Annotated in this window: 19 protein-coding genes; 13 read left to right on the forward strand and 6 right to left on the reverse strand. The window is 36.9% G+C overall.

Annotation, left to right across the window (positions count from 1 at the left end):
• Window positions 1–66: 66 nt before the first annotated feature.
• Window positions 67–2205, reverse strand: a complete 2139-nt coding sequence (gene mtlD / locus J582_RS06695) for a bifunctional mannitol-1-phosphate dehydrogenase/phosphatase (RefSeq protein WP_032047553.1) — start codon at window positions 2203–2205, stop codon at window positions 67–69.
• A 426-nt stretch (window positions 2206–2631) separates the two neighbouring features.
• Window positions 2632–3096, reverse strand: a complete 465-nt coding sequence (gene ybaK, locus J582_RS06700) for a Cys-tRNA(Pro) deacylase (RefSeq protein WP_032047554.1) — start codon at window positions 3094–3096, stop codon at window positions 2632–2634.
• 190 nt (window positions 3097–3286) lie between these two features.
• Here ybaK and J582_RS06705 point away from each other — a divergent pair, with 190 nt between their 5' ends.
• The 4 genes from J582_RS06705 to J582_RS06720 all read left to right on the forward strand — a co-directional run bounded on the left by J582_RS06705 (window position 3287) and on the right by J582_RS06720 (window position 7940).
• Complete coding sequence (locus J582_RS06705) at window positions 3287–3589, forward strand: hypothetical protein (RefSeq protein WP_004709029.1); 303 nt, start codon at window positions 3287–3289, stop codon at window positions 3587–3589.
• A 237-nt stretch (window positions 3590–3826) separates the two neighbouring features.
• Window positions 3827–5200 (forward strand): ABC1 kinase family protein, encoded by a 1374-nt coding sequence (locus J582_RS06710; RefSeq protein WP_002047354.1) that lies wholly within the window; start codon window positions 3827–3829, stop codon window positions 5198–5200.
• A 229-nt stretch (window positions 5201–5429) separates the two neighbouring features.
• Window positions 5430–6713: an acyl-CoA dehydrogenase family protein gene (locus J582_RS06715; protein WP_171073036.1), complete on the forward strand. Its 1284-nt coding sequence runs from the start codon at window positions 5430–5432 to the stop codon at window positions 6711–6713.
• 21 nt (window positions 6714–6734) lie between these two features.
• Window positions 6735–7940 carry an acyl-CoA dehydrogenase family protein gene (locus tag J582_RS06720; RefSeq protein WP_032047556.1) on the forward strand — a complete coding sequence of 402 codons (1206 nt, stop codon included), beginning with the start codon at window positions 6735–6737 and terminating at the stop codon, window positions 7938–7940.
• A 115-nt stretch (window positions 7941–8055) separates the two neighbouring features.
• Here J582_RS06720 and J582_RS06725 read toward each other — a convergent pair whose 3' ends face one another.
• Complete coding sequence (locus J582_RS06725) at window positions 8056–9279, reverse strand: alkane 1-monooxygenase (protein WP_032047557.1); 1224 nt, start codon at window positions 9277–9279, stop codon at window positions 8056–8058.
• A 189-nt stretch (window positions 9280–9468) separates the two neighbouring features.
• Here J582_RS06725 and J582_RS06730 point away from each other — a divergent pair, with 189 nt between their 5' ends.
• Entirely contained in the window at window positions 9469–10413 is a 945-nt protein-coding gene (locus J582_RS06730; protein ID WP_032047558.1) for an AraC family transcriptional regulator, read from the forward strand.
• A 39-nt stretch (window positions 10414–10452) separates the two neighbouring features.
• On the opposite strand, the gene J582_RS06735 is transcribed toward J582_RS06730, so the two are convergent.
• The 3 genes from J582_RS06735 to J582_RS06745 all read right to left on the reverse strand — a co-directional run bounded on the left by J582_RS06735 (window position 10453) and on the right by J582_RS06745 (window position 13347).
• Entirely contained in the window at window positions 10453–12318 is a 1866-nt protein-coding gene (locus tag J582_RS06735) for a SurA N-terminal domain-containing protein (RefSeq protein WP_004709041.1), read from the reverse strand.
• 131 nt (window positions 12319–12449) lie between these two features.
• Window positions 12450–12722, reverse strand: coding sequence for an HU family DNA-binding protein (locus tag J582_RS06740; RefSeq protein WP_001043034.1), 273 nt, complete (start codon window positions 12720–12722; stop codon window positions 12450–12452).
• Window positions 12723–12891: 169 nt separating this feature from the next.
• Entirely contained in the window at window positions 12892–13347 is a 456-nt protein-coding gene (locus J582_RS06745) for a phasin family protein (RefSeq protein WP_032047559.1), read from the reverse strand.
• A gap of 210 nt (window positions 13348–13557) precedes the next feature.
• Between J582_RS06745 and J582_RS06750 the strand changes: the two genes are divergently transcribed.
• The 8 genes from J582_RS06750 (at window position 13558) to fdx (ending at window position 19671) form a co-directional block, all read left to right on the forward strand.
• Window positions 13558–14205, forward strand: coding sequence for a hypothetical protein (locus J582_RS06750; RefSeq protein ID WP_002050024.1), 648 nt, complete (start codon window positions 13558–13560; stop codon window positions 14203–14205).
• Between the two features lie 110 nt (window positions 14206–14315).
• Complete coding sequence (locus J582_RS06755; protein ID WP_002050146.1) at window positions 14316–14789, forward strand: Rrf2 family transcriptional regulator; 474 nt, start codon at window positions 14316–14318, stop codon at window positions 14787–14789.
• Window position 14790: 1 nt separating this feature from the next.
• Window positions 14791–16008: an IscS subfamily cysteine desulfurase gene (locus J582_RS06760; protein ID WP_002050229.1), complete on the forward strand. Its 1218-nt coding sequence runs from the start codon at window positions 14791–14793 to the stop codon at window positions 16006–16008.
• Between the two features lie 66 nt (window positions 16009–16074).
• On the forward strand, window positions 16075–16461 hold the full coding sequence (gene iscU, locus J582_RS06765; RefSeq protein WP_002049835.1) for a Fe-S cluster assembly scaffold IscU: 387 nt from the start codon (window positions 16075–16077) through the stop codon (window positions 16459–16461).
• A 30-nt stretch (window positions 16462–16491) separates the two neighbouring features.
• Entirely contained in the window at window positions 16492–16812 is a 321-nt protein-coding gene (iscA, locus tag J582_RS06770) for an iron-sulfur cluster assembly protein IscA (RefSeq protein ID WP_002050042.1), read from the forward strand.
• 85 nt (window positions 16813–16897) lie between these two features.
• Entirely contained in the window at window positions 16898–17416 is a 519-nt protein-coding gene (hscB, locus tag J582_RS06775) for a Fe-S protein assembly co-chaperone HscB (RefSeq protein ID WP_004709049.1), read from the forward strand.
• Window positions 17417–17454: 38 nt separating this feature from the next.
• Window positions 17455–19314, forward strand: a complete 1860-nt coding sequence (gene hscA / locus J582_RS06780) for a Fe-S protein assembly chaperone HscA (protein ID WP_032047560.1) — start codon at window positions 17455–17457, stop codon at window positions 19312–19314.
• Window positions 19315–19332: 18 nt separating this feature from the next.
• Window positions 19333–19671, forward strand: coding sequence for an ISC system 2Fe-2S type ferredoxin (gene fdx, locus J582_RS06785; RefSeq protein WP_002049779.1), 339 nt, complete (start codon window positions 19333–19335; stop codon window positions 19669–19671).
• Window positions 19672–19688: the final 17 nt, after the last annotated feature.

Consider the following 19688-nt stretch of genomic DNA (forward strand, 5'->3'; position numbering starts at 1 on the left):
ATTTCGTATTAAAACATGTTTGCCTTTCAATTGTTGAGGTTAATTCATTAAGCACATTTAAACATATTAAGTGAGTGTAGTTTTGGCATTGTTCAACTTAATGTCCAAAGGTTGTTTACCTTGTTCAGAAAATAAATATTGAATAAGTTGAACCAACTCAACTTCAAGCTGTCTTCTTTGATTTGTATTCAATTCTAAGTTCTGAATTTGCTGTTGCAGATGTTCAACTGCTTTAGTCTCTTCAATTTCTAAAAATTGAATCGCATAGGCATAACCTAAAGCAGCACCTTTTAATAAATTTTTATAAGGTAAATCATGACGAATATTCACTGCAATTGATGCCATAACACGTTCATTGTGATGGAGTTTGCGTAGTGGATCTCTAGCTACGCGTTGACAAGGATCTTTAAATGCATATTCACATGAGTCTAGAAAACTTTGTGACATTCGATCCAGATCTTTTGCATAGTTAGGTAATACAATTGCAAGTCCCTGCTTCACTTCTGCAATTAAATTCTCTGCAAATGCTTTAACTGAATGATCACTCATGGCAACACCAATAGATTCATAACCCATTAAAGATGCATACCAAGCAAGCATCGCATGTATACCATTCCATAAACGGTTTTTAATGAGTTGAATGTCAGTAATTTGGTCAACCAACACCACCTGACGCAACTTTTCAAGTAAAGGGCTGCCTTTCTCTACATAAATTGGCATATCTGTTTCACTATGGAACAAGATTAAATCCATGCTTTGTAAGATATGTCCCGGCTGAAAATTACGGCGCATATTATCAACATAGATAGAAGCCTGATTTTGCTGATCTTGAGTCAGTTTATTACAGTCTTCAATTTCGATTTGGTCTTCTTGTTCAACATCTTCTAAATGCTGTTCAAGAAAATTATGCTTAATACGAAGTTGACGATATAAATTCTGATTAGAAAGTTTTGAAACCATACGATTAACTACGGTATCGCAAAAATAATGCTCTTTTAAAATATGCTCGGTAACATCTTCATCGTTAGTTAACTCGAGTAGAGCTTCTTTAAGATGCTTCATCACCAAATATTTCGCACCCACCTTATTTAAAATAATTAGAAAGGTTAAGGGTTCTATACATGTTTCAAGTTGTGAATTAAAACGTGCATATAACCCTTTTGCGATTATCTGTGCTTCAGTTTCAATTGCTTGCTCAGGCAAACATAATGCAATCAAGCTTGAATGAGTGTACATCTCTAACATTTGTTGTTTATTGTCAGAGTCAACAATGGTCATATTCTCAATACGTTCATCGTAAGAAAATTGTCCATAGCGAATACTATAGGTTCCAAACGCATTTACAGCTTCGCGGAAAAGACTATTTCTTGTTGACGCAATGATTCTCTTTGGCTTTGTGTATCCATCCCAATGTGACAAGATCTGCGCTATATAACCACCGCCAATAGCACCGAAACCATGTATTCCAACAGTAAGCTGATTCAGACTTTGCGGAAAAGGTTCCTGTATCTCTGGCATATCCATAACAGGAATAAATTGGTCGAGGTCAGTTAAAAAATCATACATCTGGTCATAATAAAAATGCGCTTTTTCCAGCATTTCATCATTAGGTTCTTTAATATCTTTTAATAAAATTGTTAAACCTTTTGAGGTGTGAGCCGAGGTTAAACCATTTTCTGAATCTTCAAACATTAAACATTGGTTGGCGTCTAAATGAAGTTGACTAGCCGCTTTGAGAAAAATTTCTGGATGTGGCTTCCCTTGTTCTACTTCATCTCCACAAGTAATGACATCAAAAAATTTATAAACATTCGCATTAATCAAATATTCTTCGGCAATTGCTCTACGGCTTGATGTAGCCACAGCCATTCTTAGACCCGATTTTCTTAAACGCTCTAGAACTTGAACCAAACCTTTTTTAATAGGCACACCGTGTTTTCGAATATGTTCTAGTTCCATCTCATCGGCACGTTTTCGAATTTCCTTATATGGAACATCTACTCCGTATAAACGTTGTGCAAGCTTTTCCGCCGTTGTCGCGCTTAACCCCAAACATTGCATTAAATATTCTTGTGAAAACTCCTGTCCAATGAGTTCTTGAGATGCCTGTTGCAATGTTTGAAACCGTAACCGTTCAGTATCAAACATTGTCCCATCCATATCAAAGATAGCTCCATGAACAGGTTTTCCATGAAAAATAAGCACGTTTTTACCTCTTTTTTTGATCATGTTTTATTCAGGGTATACAAAAAATTGCTTAAAAAGGCAGGATGATAATAAATGAAACATTAGTGGTTATTTTTTAATCATAAATATAAGAAATCTGTTACTGAGAAGAGTTAAATGCTCAAAAAGGTTGAACAATATAGATAATTCTGAAACTGAGTTTAAGTACAAAGGTAGCAAGCCTTCCTCGCTTGCTACCTTTGCTTCTTCTTTTTATGCGCTGATCATGTTTGTTTTTCTTAGGTCCATTTACTGCTAACAAACCTGCATTTTTTATTATGTCTTGCAGGTCTACCAATACCAGAAACTCATATAATTTTTGTTATTTTCTGGTAGAACCAAACAATATATAATAATGATAATCATTTTCATTTAGTGTGTCAACTTGCTATGCCCTTTTTTTAATCAATCAAGTACATCTGCAAATTGCGCCGTTAATATGTGTGCCAAGTCTTTAGGATTTAAACCAATATCTAATCCTCTTTTACCACCACTTACATAAATTTTGCTTAAATCTTGTGCAGAGGCATCAATCACTGTCTTTAAGCGTTTCTTTTGACCTAATGGACTAATTCCACCCACTAAGTACCCTGTTAAACGTTCGGCATCTTTAGGATTTGCCATCTGCAATTTTTTACACCCAACTGCCGTAGCTACCTTTTTCAAATTGAGTTGATGATTAACTGGTATAACCGCAACAAAATAATTTTTCTCATCGGTAACAAGTAGTGTTTTAAACACCTCATTTACATCAAGGTTTAATTTTTCTGCGGCTTCTAAGCCAAAACTTTTGGCGTTTGTATCATGTTCATATTCATGAACAGAAAATTCGATCTTATTACTTTTTAACAGTCTACATGCAGGTGTCATAGGATTTTAGATTTTAATGAAATGAGCTTGATTATATTTATTTTAAAAAAAGTTTAAAATTTACTTAGGCTATTTACATCCTTTACATGAAAAATCAAACGAACACCGAACAAAAAACAATCTAAACTTGATATTGGGTAGATGACTACAATATATTTAGTTGAGATTTAAAGTCTGAACTGGCGAATTTATGAGTTACAAACACAATAATCTGATGGCAATGCGTCACCGTTTTTGGGATGAGGCTTCAGATCATGTATTAAATGAAAAGCAATTTTTACAGCAGACCTTAATCGAACAAGGCATTTTTAATAATGCGACTTTTGATGATGTTAAGTACTTTTTCTATACACTGCCTAGCATCGTTATTGTAAAGGCTCATGCCCTTGGTTTTATGCATGATTCCGTCAAGCAAATGGTTATTCAGCATATTCAAGCTAATCGTATGCACTTAATGCAAAAGGCTGAATTGAAAATTCAGTTTAAAATGTAATTTGCAGGTTAGTATCTGATACGGCGTTTTATAGTAGTTTATTTTTTCTGAATGGCGGATATTTTGATTTTCTTATTAATGCTTAGGCTATTTTTAGAAAATTAAAATCCCAAATGAGACTTTCAACTCACCATTCAGTCTGAGGGAACTATTTTAATACGTTCAAAACATGTAATATTCGTTACAATTTTAGATCACCAGCGTTTGGCTGCATGATGCGCATAGGATTCTATTTTCATGTCAAATCAGAACGATAAGCTTAAGAGTTTAAAAACTTCTTCCATGGATCGACGCTTATCAATCGCGAAAGCTTCTTTACTGGCAGGAACACGTTGGGCTACTGCAAGTGCCTCTTCCCTCTTTTCTAGTGAAGAAGAAAAAGAGAAGAAACGTAAAAAGGCAATGAGCGAACAAGCTAATTATCTTGTCTCTGAAATTGGCAAACTTAAAGGTTCTATTGTCAAGATTGGCCAAATGATGGCGCTTTATGGTGAACATTTTTTACCAGAAGAAATTACTCAAGCTTTAAATACCTTAAATAACCAAACTGTTGCTTTAGACTGGCCAGCAATTAAACCTCATTTGCAAGAACAATTAGGTTCTAAATTAAATGATCTAACAATTGATCATGAGCCTATCGGTACAGCCTCTCTGGCACAAGTTCATCGCGCAACACGTAAATCAGACGGTTTAGAATTAGTTTTAAAAATTCAATACCCTGGTGTTGCGAGTGCAATTGACTCCGATATGAGCCTATTTAAAAACATGCTTAAGCTTACACGCATGGTCCCTCAAACACGTGAGTTTGATCAGTGGTTTGATGAAGTACGTGAAATGATGCATCGTGAAGTCAATTATCACGTAGAGGCAGCCACAACACGTCGCTTTGCTGAGCGTTTAAAGGATGATGAACGCTACATTGTCCCTACGATTGTAGATGAATATTGTACCGATCAGGTCTTATGTATGACCTTTGAACGTGGCGTACCTATTAATAGTCCAGTCATGCTCTCACTTCCTCAAGAACGTCGCAATCAGCTCGGTGAAGCTTCACTAGAAATTGCAGTTCGTGAAATTTTTGAATGGGGCGAAATGCAAACTGACCCTAACTTTGGTAACTACCTTGTTCGTTTAGGTAATGGCCAAGATATTCAGGATAAAATCGTACTACTAGACTTTGGTGCGATCCGTCAGTTCGATGAACATTTACTCTCAGTCGCGCGTAATCTTATACAAGCGGGTTATCAGCACGATAAAGATGCAATGGTCCAAGCTATGACTGGATATGAGTTCTTTGATGCAATGCCTGAAAGTATTAAACCTGGTATGGCTGATGTCTTTTTACTTGCGACAGAAGCATTCAGTACCCCTGCAAATAATCCAGATATGCCAGTGGGCCTAATGGATGAACATGAACGTTATGACTGGAAAAAGAGCCAGTTACATAGTCGTGTTATGCAGCAAGCAAGCAAATCAATGGCGTCTCGATATTTCTCGGTTCCTCCAAAAGAATTTATGTTTATTAGCCGTAAGTTTATTGGCGCATATACATTTATGACTGTGATTGATGCCAAAACAAATGTACGACGTATGATTCGTAACTTTGCTTAATATTATTAAGACTAGAATGATTCAGTGTCATTCTAGTCAATCCAAACAAAATAGTTCTTTTAAAAAAAATTTTTTCTTTTATAAAATCAATAATATGTATTAAAACTTATTTTGCTTTTACCATTTATCTGCTCATTTTTTGAATGTCAGCAACGACATAGTTTTTTCTTATACAGCGTGTCAGCATAAAACAATAACAATGTGTTAGGACACCACAATCATGACAAATATGATCAATAAAGCCCAAGGGTTGGGTTTATCGCTGATCACGAAATTAGCTGGAAGCGATGTACTTGATCAACTCAAACTACGTAAATTTCTTGAAAAGTCTCTTTATCAGGGTTCAAAAGCTGGATTTAGAGCATTAAGTCAGACTCAGAAAGCATTTAAACCTAAGCAAATCCCCCAACAGCGTCTACCTCAACAGAAGAAAAACCTATTTGACTTAAGCCTCACTGAAGAACAACAAATGACTTCTGATGCAATGTCTCAATTTGCTCAAGAAGTTTTATTAGGATTAGCTCATGATGCTGATCAGGCAGGTCAATTTCCAGAAAGCCTTTGGCAATATGTAGAAGATTTAGGACTAAATTATTATGCTCTTCCAGAAGCACTAGGTGGTGTCGCCGCTGAACAAAATATTGTAAGTAATCTATTGATTGCTGAAAAACTAGCTGAAGGTGATTTTAGTCTTACAGCAGGACTTTTAAGTACGTTTAGCGTTATTAATGCTATTACACGTTGGGGTTCTACTGAAGTTCAGTCAATGTATTTACCTTGCTTTGCAGAAGACTCAGACATTACCGCCACTTTCGCTGTACAAGAAGCTACTCCGGCATTTAACCCATATATCTTAAAAACAAAAGCTTCTCTTGAAAATAATCAATATTTTATAGAAGGTGAAAAAACCTTAGTCATTTTAGGTGATTTAGCTGATGTGTTCTTGGTGAGTGCAGATTTTAATGGTAAGCCGGATGTGTTTGTAGTACAAGCGGGCGATACCATTTCCATTAAAAGTACCCCTGCTATGGGTCTCAAAGCAACAGAGACAGCTACTTTAAAATTCAGCCATACACCTGCTCTACGATTAGGCACAACAGATTTTGATTACACCGCCTTTTTAGATTTAGGCAACTTAATGTGGTGTGCAATGGCTGTAGGAACCTGTGAAGCTGTAAAAGCATATTGTATTAAATATGCCAATGAACGAACTGCTTTCGGAGAACCAATTTCACATCGTCAAAGTGTCGCATTCATGATTGCAGATATGGCAATTGAAATTGATGCTATGCGCATGCTGATTTTAAATGCCGCAAGTCTTGCCGAAGCAGGTAAACCTTTCCATCGTGAAGCATATTTAGCTCGTCTTCTTTGCGCAGAAAAATCCATGAAAATAGGAACAGATGGCGTACAAATTTTAGGTGGACATGGGTTTACAAAAGAACACCCTGTTGAACGTTGGTATCGTGATTTACGCGCAACCGCAATTTTACATTCTGGCTTACATGCTTAAGGTCAATCAGAGGATATTTTCATGAATTTACAAAATCCAAAAAAATTCAAAATGATGATTGATCAGGCACATGATGTTGCGATCAATGTATTACGCCCTATTTCCCGTAAATACGATAAAGCAGAACATGCTTATCCGAAAGAGCTGGATATGCTTGCTTCACTCATTGATGGTATGAATGAAGGTGGTGAAGGTATCAATGCTGGTGCTGCCGGTGCTGGAAAACGTGGTGAATCTGATAATGAAGGTATCCGTAACGGAACTAACATGTCAACAGCGTTAGGCATCATTGAAATGTGCTATGGCGATACTGGGCTATTACTCAGTATGCCACGTCAAGGTTTAGGAAACTCTGCAATTGCCGCGGTCGCAAATGATGAGCAACTAGAACGTTTTAAAGGAACATGGGCAGCTATGGCGATTACTGAACCAGGCTGTGGTTCTGACTCTGCTGCGATCCGTACTACGGCAACTAAAGATGGCAATGACTATATTTTAAATGGTGAAAAGATTTTCGTAACTTCTGGTGAACGTGCGGACTCGGTGGTTGTATGGGCTACACTTGACCGAAAACTTGGACGTGCAGCCATCAAATCATTTGTAGTGCCTAAAGGTACTCCCGGAATGAAAGTTGAACGACTTGAACATAAGTTAGGCATCAAAGCTTCAGATACAGCCGTTATTAGTTTTACTGACTGTCGTGTTCCGGCTGAAAACTTGCTTGGTAATCCTGAAATTGATGTTGCAAAAGGTTTTGCCGGTGTAATGGAAACCTTTGACAATACACGACCATTAGTTGCCGCAATGGCAATTGGCTGTGCCAAAGCTTCTTTAGAACGTATTAAAGAAATTTTTAAAGACCAATTAGATCCCAATTACTCGACTCCATATTTGCAAACTTCCAACCTTGCCGCACAAATTTATCGCATGGAAGCCGAATGGGAAGCTGCACGGTTACTTATGCTGAAAGCCACCTGGATGGCAGACAACAAAAAACCAAACTCCAAAGAAGCTTCCATCGCTAAAGCAAAAGCAGGTCGTGTAGGCAACGAAATCACTTTGAAGTGTGTCGAATTAGCAGCAAGTGTTGGCTATAACGAAGATGAACTACTTCAAAAGTGGGCACGTGATTCAAAAATTCTTGATATTTTTGAAGGTACTCAACAAATCCAGCAACTTATTATTGCTCGACGTGAGCTTGGAAAATCTTCAAGCGAACTAAAATAAAAATATTGCAAGGAGGTTTAACCTCCTTGCTTCTTAGCATTATAACTTATGGGTAAAATAAAACCCTCTAATCACATGAGTAGAGGGTTCGGTATTTCAGGAATATATTTTTTATTTATTCAGCTTGTGTAGTTTCTAATGACTTATCGACTACACCAAATTTTTTGAAGATTTTTGCACGACGTTTTGGTGAAATATTCGCTTTATTTAAATCACCTTTGTAGTGATCAAATACGCGCTTATCCATCATTTTAAACCATAATGAAGGAATTAATGCTGGTAGCAACATACTTGCATAACCACTTGGTAGCTCGGGTGCTTCATCAAAATGACGTAATGCTTGGAATGGACGAGTTGGATAAGCATGATGATCTGAGTGACGCTGTAACTGATATAAGAATAAGTTGGTCACTACATTGTTATTATTCCAGCTATGCTCTGGCATTGTACGTTCATATTGACCATTTTCTTTTTTCTGGCGCAATAAGCCATAATGTTCAATATAGTTAATAATTTCGAAGAGACTAATCCCGTAAAATGCTTGTGTTGCTAAATAAGGAATCGTACCTTTACCAAAAATTTCTACCATAGAAGCATGGAAAGCAGCACTCATACCCCAGCCTTGCAGTAATTCGTTATCGAGTGACCAAAACTCTTTACCTTTACGTTTTAAACGATTTTTTTCAATTTCAATTGCTGATTTAAAAGAACCAATAACTGTACGTGGCCAAAATTCATAGAATGTTTCACCCATACGTGAAGATGCGGGATCTTCAGGCGTAGCTGCACGCTTATGATGGCCATATGGATGCTCAATACGGAAATGGTTATAACCAGTAGGTACTAAAGCAAGATGAGATAAAATATGGTCGATACGATCATGTTTATGGCTTAGTTCATGGGCTGTATTAATTGCAATACCATTAATGGCACCCATGGAAATACCAAGCAAAATTTTGTCAATAAATGAAGTATCTTTACGGCTTGTTAAATAACATGCATAAACATTTGCCGCATATTGCAATGGAATAAAGCTTTTCACTAAACGAGAATAATATGGATCTTTCTCAAGAAGTTTAATTTCTTCATCGGTTGGATTACGTGCATCTTTACCAATGATCGTATCAATTGCAGGAATCACAACGTGTAATAAAAGTGGGCCACCTAAAGCAAATACTTTCTTTAATGGGCGTGGACCAAAATGGTAACCAGCTAAAATACCTAAACCAATTACAGGTAGAGCCGGACTAATCATCCATAAATAGCGCTTACGATCTATCTCACGCATAGACGCTGGCACTGGCATAAGTTCTTGCTGAACATTTACTGGTGCATTCATAGTCATATTTCCTTTTTCTATATATCTATATAGTTAAAGAAATACCATTTGCTTAACAGTTGTAACTGTCCAAAAAACCTATTTCAAAGTCTTTGGCATTTTCTTCCACTTTTTTGTCCTAAAAACACATGTTGATCTATTCTTATAGCTCACTATAATTTTATTAAAATAATGATTGATCACATAAATATGGATGCACTAAGTAAATTTTTTGATGATATCCACTTAAATAAGTCTGAATATATCTATATAAAAGCACAAGGTGAATGGGCCTTTAAAACACAAGATCAATCTGCTTTACTTGCTTATATCGTTTTAACGGGTTCTGTATATATTCAAATAAATACTGTCGAAAAAATAATTGCAAAAGCTGGAGATATTATTTTAATACCCTCTGGAAAAGCTCACCATGCTACAGACTCAAAAGCTACTGCGAGTAAACTTGTAGATCCTGTCGATATTACTCCGTTATTTAATGGGCATCGTCACGATCCAATTGAACTAGGTTCATCAGCATCTGAAAATACATTATTGCTCTGCCTACGCTGTCAAGTTGATACGTATATGGCTGGGCCACTTATTAATGCATTACCCTCTATTATGCATATTCAACATGAAAACCAAACAACTCCACCTGAATGGTTGCAAATAGGGCTTTATTTTCTAGCGGTCGAAACACAAAAAATCCAACCTGGTCATGACAAAATTATTGATCACTTAGTTAGTATTCTTTTAATTGAATGTATTCGAGATCATATTCAACAAATGTCTGATCAACAAAACTGGTTAGGAGCATTAACTCATCCCGAGTTAAGTAATGCTCTATCTGCAATTCATAGCCAACCTGAAGCAAGCTGGACTGTTGAATCATTAGCTGAACAATGCTGCATGTCACGTTCTAAGTTTGCCAATCTTTTTAATAGTATTATTGGGGAACCTCCTCTCACTTATTTACAGCATTATCGCTTTCGTTTAGCAAGCCAATATCTGCGTACAAGTAATTTATCAATTCAACAAATTTCAAATAAAGTGGGCTATTCGTCAGAAACAGCATTTAGTCAGGCATTTAAAAGAGTATTTGATTTATCGCCTAAACAATATAGACAAAATTATATAGGTAGTAGAGATCAGTAATAAAAAAAGCGCCGAAGCGCTTTTTTTATTACATAAGTTTTATTTGATTTTAGCGTGTGACTTTAAGTATTCGCTGTAATCTTCGAGTATTTGCTGACCACGAGATTGACGATAAAGCTGTTGTAATTGCTTTAACTGATCCGCTGGCATAGCATTTACCGCAGCTGAATTTACATTAGAAACGGCAACGACAACCAATTCATTAGGTAAGTTCGCTGTTGTAACAGACCACATACCAGGTTTCGGTGCAGGAACACTAAATGCTGCACGCTCAATTGCACGTTTTAAACCTTGTGAACGAGTAAATACACCTGCAGATTCAAAAGATACTTTATTTTTCGCAACGACTTGTTCAGCTGGCTGAGTTTTGAATTCAGTCAACATGGTAGCAATTTTTGCTTGAGCTGCTTTGCGTGCTTTCTCATCAATTACTTTAGCTTTTGCTTCGTTCATTGCTTGAGCAAGTGGTTTAACGCCAGCAGCATGATAATCACGCACCTTAACCCAAACAGTATCACCATTCGCTAATTGAATATTTGATGAAGCGTTACGATCGCCATTTTTCACATCATCATTAAACAATTTAATTTTTACGTTTGGATCGCTTAGTTGTGGATTTTGAGTAGCTAAAGTTACACCATTTAATGATTCAATTTTTGTACCTTTAACTTGCTGTACAACTGCATCTAGAGAATCATTACCTACAATTGTTTCATTCAAACTATTTACTGTATCTGAATAAACAGTAGCAACCTTATTCTTTTCAACTTCGGCAGTTAAACGCGCCTTCTCAGCTTCAAACGAAGGAATTTGATTCGCTGGAGTCTCTGCTTCAATAATATGGTAACCATATTGTGTTTTTACTGGCTGCGAAACTTGACCATTTTTCAGACTTGAAACAGTTTTATCAAATGCATCAGAGAAAACACCAGGTGCATACGCCTCTACTAAACCACCTTTCGTTTTTGAAGTTGGATCTTCTGAGAACTGAGCTGCTGCTTGAGCAAATGAAAGACCGCCTTGAATTTTTGCATATACCTCATTAGCAAGCTTTTGAGCTGCCGCATCATCACGAGCATCTGTGGTAATAAGAATATGCTTCACAACACGTTTAGCATTTTTTTGCTGAGTTTCTACAAATTTAGCATAGGCTTGTTTGAGTTCCGCATCTGTTGCTGGTGCAGGTTTCGCCATTAAGGACGGAGATAAAACAACATAATCTACATCAACAGAAGCAGGCTGTTTAAACTCGTTTTGATGTTTATTGTAGTAGTCAGTCGCTTCTTGATTAGATGCTGTTAAACCCGTTTTATAGGTATCTAACTTAATACTAGCTAAATGTAATGTACGCTGTTCAGTTTGCAAATTCGCAATTTGCATTACATCAACTTTACTCACTAAAGCATAATCAGAAAAAGTTGAAGTCAACATTTTCAAAGCGTGATCTTGACGCAAGCTCGCAATTAAGGCTTGGCTTGTCATACCAATCGAACGCAAATAATTTTCATATAATTTTTGTGAAAACTGACCATTTTCTTGCAAACTTGGCTGCTGAGCTAACATTTGCTCGATTTGAGCATCGCTCAAAGAAATACCCAATTTTTCAGCTTGCTGAATGAGTAAATTACGAGATACCAATATATCGAGAGCTTTTGCTTGAATAACCGGTAAATTAAGTAAACTTTCATCACCTTTTACAGCAGCTAAATATTGTTCTTTATACCTTTGCGTTAAAGTTTCAAGGTCTTTTTTTGATATGTCCTGTCCATTTACAGTTTTTGCGACATCTGCCTTGTTTCCCCTATTAAAATATCCATTAATACCTACAAGCGCTAAAGGGGTCAAAAACAAAATTAAAAGGACTTTGCCGAGCCAACCCTTAATGACTGTACGAAACGATTCCATAAGTATTCCAATATTTTATTTCGAGGAGAATTTTAACTGAAAAACCACAATGAATGAATGAGCAATATTGGTCAATTCAGATTTTTAATAAAAAACGCGCCTATATCGGCGCGTTTAATCATCTTAAAAGATTAAGCAACTGAATCTTTAAGACCTTTACCAGCTTTAAAGCTAGGTACTTTTGTTGCTTTAATTTGAAGCTCTTCACCAGTTTTAGGGTTACGACCAGTACGTGCAGCACGCTCTTTAACACTGAAAGTACCAAAACCAACTAAAGTTACTGTGTCACCTTTTTTAAGTGCTTCAGTAATTGACGCAATTGTCGCATCGAGTGCCTTGCCTGCATCAGTCTTAGATACTCCCCCTTTTTCAGCAATTGCATCGATTAATTCTGATTTATTCATGAATAAAACATCCTCTTAATATCGTTTGTTTAAGGTCCAAGGCTATAGTTTAAAAGGCCATGACGCCTTTATAGCAATGCTTTGGGGGAAAACGCAATACTAGAGCAGAGCTTTTAGCAAAAATAAATGCTAAAAAACTGTTATATATTTGCTAAATCCCTACATTTTTTTACTTTTCATTCAATTTTGCCTTCAATTTTTGATTTTCTTCAATAAGAGCATCAACCTTTATATGCAATTGAACTAACAGTTGTTCAATGTGCTGTAAGTCCTTCGGAGTAACTAAACCAATTCGATTTAAAGAATGATTTACACTGGTATCTAAAATTTTTTCGACCTTGTCTTTTGTATCAGACACTGACTCTTTCGCCTTTTCGGTTACTTTGCCAACAGTTGTATCGGCTAAATCACCAGTTTTAGACTCAAGTTCTTCCCCTACTTTGACTAGTGAGTCAAATAGTTTATTGCCTTCTTCTTCTGCACGAGAGAAAGCACCTAAACCAGCTAACCATATTTGCTTGGTATACTTTCTAAAATCCAATGCAGACTTTCTAGAACTTTTTGATTTTAATTTGTTTTTATCTCCTTGCTCTTCTGATGGTGTTTCTATATTTGCATTATCCATTGACCTAAGCTCCTGATCGGATGAGACAGATGAAGTCTTATTTAACCACAAAATATTCTTATAATAACAAAGTCAAGACTTGATACATTTATGAAACTGTTCTACAAAACAATCATGTCATGTAAATATATTTAACAGGACAATGTGTTAAGTTTGAGATAGGATGTCTCATTCTCTTAATTAATCTCTAATATTTAAGGATAAACTTTTATGAGTGAAACGCAACAAAGACAAAAACACCCACGTCTGTTGCTGAACATTGTTCTAATTATTTTAGAAACTTTTTTCTCATTTATTCTCACCCACGATGGTGTTCTTCGCTTGCAGGCGAAAAAGTTTATCGCAAATAAAATCACAATCCGTATTAATAGCTACTTGCCATTTTTCAACTTCTATGTGCAATTTACGGAAAAAGGTTTGTTATTTGATATTCATTCTTATGATCGTCGTATTGACTTAGAAATTAATAGTACTCTCATCGACCTTATCAAAATTTTTGCTTTTTCAAATCAACGTAGTTTAAACAATATGCGAATTGATGGAGATGCAGAAACTAAAAAAGAACTCATCGATTTAATTTCACATCTCACTTTACCTAAGCTTCTAGCTGACTGGAAGCAATGGTTCAATACTCCAGATGATGAAGCCGAAGCACTTGCTTCACGTAAAAAAATTGCCCCCTTACTTGAAAAAATTGATCAACAGCGTTCAGAGATAAATTCTTTGAATGTCGAAATTAAGCAGTATCAAAATCGAATTTCACGTTTACAGCAGCGCCAACGCAACATTAACTTGTGCTTTGGTATAATTAGCCTAATATTTATTGCTTATTTCATATATAATTTGTGGGTAGCTTAACTTATTTTTTCTATCTTGATCCTGCACTTGAATTAAAAATAAAAAAACTTGACTATTTTAGTCGGGATTCATAAAATCCTATTATCTAGTCTTAACATGTGTATCGAATCATGCGCCTTACAACTCGCGGTCGCTACGCAGTGACTGCTCTACTTGATTTAGCTTTGCAGCCAACTGAACAAACGATCACGCTCGCCGAAATTGCCGCACGTCAATCTATTTCAGTTGCTTATTTAGAGCAGTTGTTCGCAAAACTTAAGCGTCATGGGTTAGTTTCTAGTGTTCGCGGTGCAAATGGTGGTTACCATTTGGCTCGAAACGCTGATGAAATTACTGTGTTAGAAATTATTGAAGCCGTAAATGAAACTGTTGATGCAACACGTTGTGACCATAAAGGTAACTGCCAAAATGGTGCAATGTGTCTTACTCACGATTTATGGCAAGAACTCTCTCATCATATTGCCGACTATTTAGCTAAAATCACTCTTGCCGACCTCATTAGCCGAGACAACGTTCAAACTGTTGCATTACGCCAAAATGTGACTGGCACAGATTCAGCTCTTTTATCGGGTACAGGTATTTGATATGAAACGTCCAATTTATCTTGATTACGCAGCAACCACTCCAGTAGATCCGCAAGTTGCAGAACGTATGATGGAGTGTTTAACTTTCGACGGTACCTTTGGTAATGCTGCATCTCGTTCCCATGCTTATGGCTGGCAGGCAGAAGAAAAAGTTGAATATGCACGTGAGCAAGTCGCAAATTTAATTAAAGCTGACCCACGTGAAATTGTTTGGACTTCTGGTGCAACTGAGTCAGATAACCTTGCTCTTAAAGGTGTTGCTCAATTCTATGCATCTAAAGGCAAACATATCATTACAAGTAAAATTGAACACAAAGCTGTTCTAGACCCTTGTCGTGAATTAGAAGAACAAGGTTTTGAAATTACTTACTTAGAGCCAGAGCCACAAACAGGTTTAATTACTCCTGAGATGGTTAAAGCTGCCCTTCGCCCAGATACTATTCTTGTTTCTCTTATGATGGTAAACAACGAAATTGGTACGGTTACAGATGTAGCGGCGATTGGTGAATTAACACGTGCCAACAAAACATTTTTCCATGTAGATGCAGCACAAGCAGCTGGTAAAGTTGATATCGACTTATCTACTATGAAAATTGATCTTATGAGTTTCTCTGCTCATAAAATTTATGGTCCAAAAGGTATCGGCGCATTATATGTACGTCGTAGCCCACGTGTTCGCTTAAAAGCACAAATTCATGGTGGTGGTCATGAGCGCGGTATGCGTTCTGGTACTTTGGCAACTCACCAAATCGTTGGTATGGGTGAAGCTTTTGAAATTGCAGGCAAAACAATGCATGCTGAACAAGAGCGTATTCGTAAACTTCGTGACAAACTTTGGAACGGTTTACAAGACCTTGAACAAGTGTTCTTAAACGGTCACCCGACTCAAAACGTTGCTAATTATTTAAATGTCAGCTTCAACTTTGTTGAAGGTGAGTCTTTAATGATGTCGCTTAAAGATGCTGCTGTATCAAGTGGTTCTGCTTGTACGTCTGCAACTTTAGAGCCTTCATATGTTCTTCGCGCATTAGGTTTATCTGATGAGCTAGCACACAGCTCAATTCGCTTTAGTTTTGGTAAATACACGACTGAAGAAGATATTGACCACGTGCTTACAATTACCAAAGCCGCTGTTGAGAAATTACGTGAACTTTCTCCGCTTTGGGATATGTACAAAGAAGGTATCGATCTTTCTACAGTTGAATGGGCAGAACACTAATTATTGAAATTAGTGTTTTAACCCTCATATTAATATTAGGCTGACCCCGAGGTTTGGAGAAGCAAAATGGCTTATAGCGAAAAGGTAATTGATCATTACGAAAATCCACGTAATGTTGGTGTTTTAGATAAAAACTCTGAAAATGTGGGTACAGGCATGGTGGGTGCACCTGCATGTGGCGACGTGATGCGTTTACAGATTCAAGTAAATGACAGTGGCGTAATCGAAGAAGCACGCTTTAAAACTTACGGTTGTGGTTCTGCAATTGCATCAAGTTCACTTGTAACTGAATGGTTAAAAGGTAAAACACTTGATGAAGCTCAAGCAATCAAAAATATTGATATTGCGACTGAGTTAGCTCTTCCGCCAGTAAAAGTTCACTGCTCTGTTTTAGCTGAAGACGCGATTAAAGCTGCGATTGAAGATTATCGTAGTAAAAAGTCAAAAGCTTAATTTGTTACCATTATAAACGTTGGAGTTTTCATGATTCATTTAACTGAAAATGCTGCGACTCATATTAGCAATTACCTTAAAAACCGAGGTAAGGGTGAAGGCATTCGCGTTGGTGTGAAAACTTCTGGTTGTTCTGGGTTGGCTTATGTTCTCGAATTTGTAGACGATATCGATGAACATGATCAAGTTTTCGAACAATTCGGTGTTAAGGTTTTTGTAGATCCTAAAAGCTTAGTTTACTTAGAAGGCTTAGAAATGGACTATGTTAAAAATGGCCTTAACGAAGGGTTCGAATTTAACAATCCTAATAAAAAGGGTGAATGTGGTTGTGGTGAGTCTTTCACTGTTTAATCCTCTCCTTTCCTTTTTCTCATTAAAACAGTGTCTTTCAACAGCACTGTTTTAATGTATTTAATTAACGTGGACCCCATTTCTAATGAATCATTTTGAGTTGTTCAATTTACCTGTGGCACTCGATATCGATTTGGCAAGCTTAAAATCAAATTTCTTGAGTTTGCAACAACAATATCATCCAGATAAAGCCGCAGATAAAGATCAAGCATTGATCAAATCAAGTGAAATCAATCAAGCTTTTAAAACGCTTTCACAAGTTGATAGCCGCGCTGCCTACCTTTTAGCTCTTAAAAAGCAAGATCATCATCTTGACCAATCTATTAGTGATTTTGAATTTCTACAATCTGCATTAGAACTTCGTGAACAACTTGATGAAGCGACATCACCTGAACATTTACGTACGTTAAGATTGGAAGTACAACAATGGATTGATGGCTTGGTTCGTGAATTCAAAATTGATTACAACGAAGAAGATTGGGCTGAAGCACGTGATACCGTACGTAAGTTGCGTTTCTTTCAACGTGTTTTAAACGATATTGATAAAGCAGAAGATCAACTGTTAGATGAAGAAGACAGCTTTGATTTAGACGATGATTTTTAATTTTGCTTTCTCTACTTTATTTTCAAGGGATTTAACTCATGGCACTTTTGCAAATTGCTGAACCGGGTCAATCCAGTGCCCCACACCAACATCGCATTGCGATTGGTATTGACCTAGGAACAACACACTCATTAGTTGCGACAGTGTTATCAGGCAAACCTAAAGTACTCAATGATGTTCAAAATAGAAGATTACTTCCTTCTATCGTTCATTATGGGAACAATACAACTCATTATGGTGAAGAAGCTAAACCATTTATCATTGCAGATCCCAAAAATACGATTGTATCTGTTAAAAGATTTATGGGACGCTCAAAAGCAGACATTAAGTTTCAGCATCCTTATGAATTAGTAGGCTCAGAAAATGAAATGCCTGCTTTTGAAACACGTGCCGGGCGCAAAACACCAGTAGAAATTTCAGCCGAAATTTTAAAACAATTAAAAGATCGTGCTGAAGACAGCTTACAAAATCCTGTTAATGGTGCTGTGATTACAGTTCCTGCTTATTTTGACGAAGCTCAGCGTCAAGCAACTCGCGATGCAGCTCAACTTGCAGGCTTAAACGTATTACGTTTATTAAATGAACCTACAGCTGCCGCAGTAGCTTATGGATTAGATCAAGAAAGTAATTTAGAGACCGACCGTAATTATGTAATTTACGATTTGGGCGGTGGTACTTTTGATGTGTCAATCTTACGTTTTTCACAAGGCGTATTTGAAGTTTTAGCGACCGGCGGCCATACCGCTTTAGGTGGTGATGACTTAGACCGCCTCATTGTGAAATGGGCAAAAAAGCAGCTTAATATTGATGTATTAAGTAATGAAGACTATGCAGTATTTATAGTTGCAGCACGTCAAGCTAAAGAGCAATTATCTACTCAAGATTCAGTTGAATTAAAACTGCTTGATAGAACTCTTACACTAGACCGACCTACATTTGAAAGTATTATTCAAGTTGCTTTAGATAAAACCATCAGTGTTTGTAAGCGTGTATTGCGTGATGCAAAGCTTGATTTGACTGACATTCAAAATGTAGTTTTAGTGGGTGGCTCTACCCGCTCTTATGCAGTTCAAAAAGCTGTACGTGAAGTTTTTGATCAAGAACCTCTTTGCACAATTAACCCAGATGAAGTTGTAGCAATCGGTGCTTCAATTACAGCAAACCAGTTAATTGGTAATAGCCAAGATGGCTCACTTCTTCTAGATGTCACTCCTCTTTCTCTTGGTTTAGAAACAATGGGAGGACTCGTTGAGCGCCTGATCTCTCGTAATACAGCTATTCCTGTTGCACGTCGTCAAGAGTTCACAACTTATCAAGATGGCCAAACTGCCATGTTAATTCATGTGGTTCAAGGTGAACGTGATTTAGTTGAACATTGCCGCTCATTAGGTAGATTTGTACTCCATGGTATTCCGCCAATGACTGCCGGTCAAGCCCGTATTGAAGTCACTTTCCAAGTTGATGCTGATGGCTTACTTACTGTTTCTGCTCGTGAAGCAACTTCTGGTGTACAAGCTCATATCGATATCAAACCATCGTATGGTTTATCTGAGGCAGATACAGAACGCTTATTAATTGAAGGTTTCCAACATGCCGAAGAAGACAAAAATCTTCGCCACTTAAAAGAAACCAAAGTTGAAGCAGAGCGTGAACTTGAAGCTCTAGAGCAAGCCTTAAAAGTAGATGCTGATTTACTTGATAAAAAGCAACTTGCGGAACTCAATTCTTCAAAAGAGTCATTAAAAGTTCAGCTCGAAGGTAGTGATATTCAAGCAATTGAACATGCTGTTCAACAGCTTAAAGTACATAGTGACGCTTTTGCAGCATTACGAATGAACCGACATATTGACCATGCCTTAAAAGGCACAAAGCTCGACGATTGGTCAAAATCAAACTAAAAGGTATAGGTGATCAATATGCCACGTATTAAAGTACTTCCTCATGCTCAGATTTGCCCTGAAGGTGCAGAATTTGAGGTTGAACAAAATGCAAATCTTTGCCAAAGTTTGCTCAATAAAGGTATCAAAATTGAACATGCTTGTGATATGTCTTGTGCATGTACAACTTGCCACGTGATTGTCCGCAAAGGTTTTGATAGCTTAGAAGAGATGAACGATGTTGAAGCCGATCTTTTAGATCGTGCTTGGGGATTAGAACCTGACTCTCGTCTTTCATGTCAGGTTAAAATTGTAGACGAAGATCTTGAAATTGAGATTCCGAAATACACAATTAATCATGCTTCAGAAAATCATTAAAATATAATGTTAAAAAA

The organism is Acinetobacter sp. 1566109, from assembly GCF_000582255.1.
GTDB lineage: Bacteria > Pseudomonadota > Gammaproteobacteria > Pseudomonadales > Moraxellaceae > Acinetobacter > Acinetobacter nosocomialis.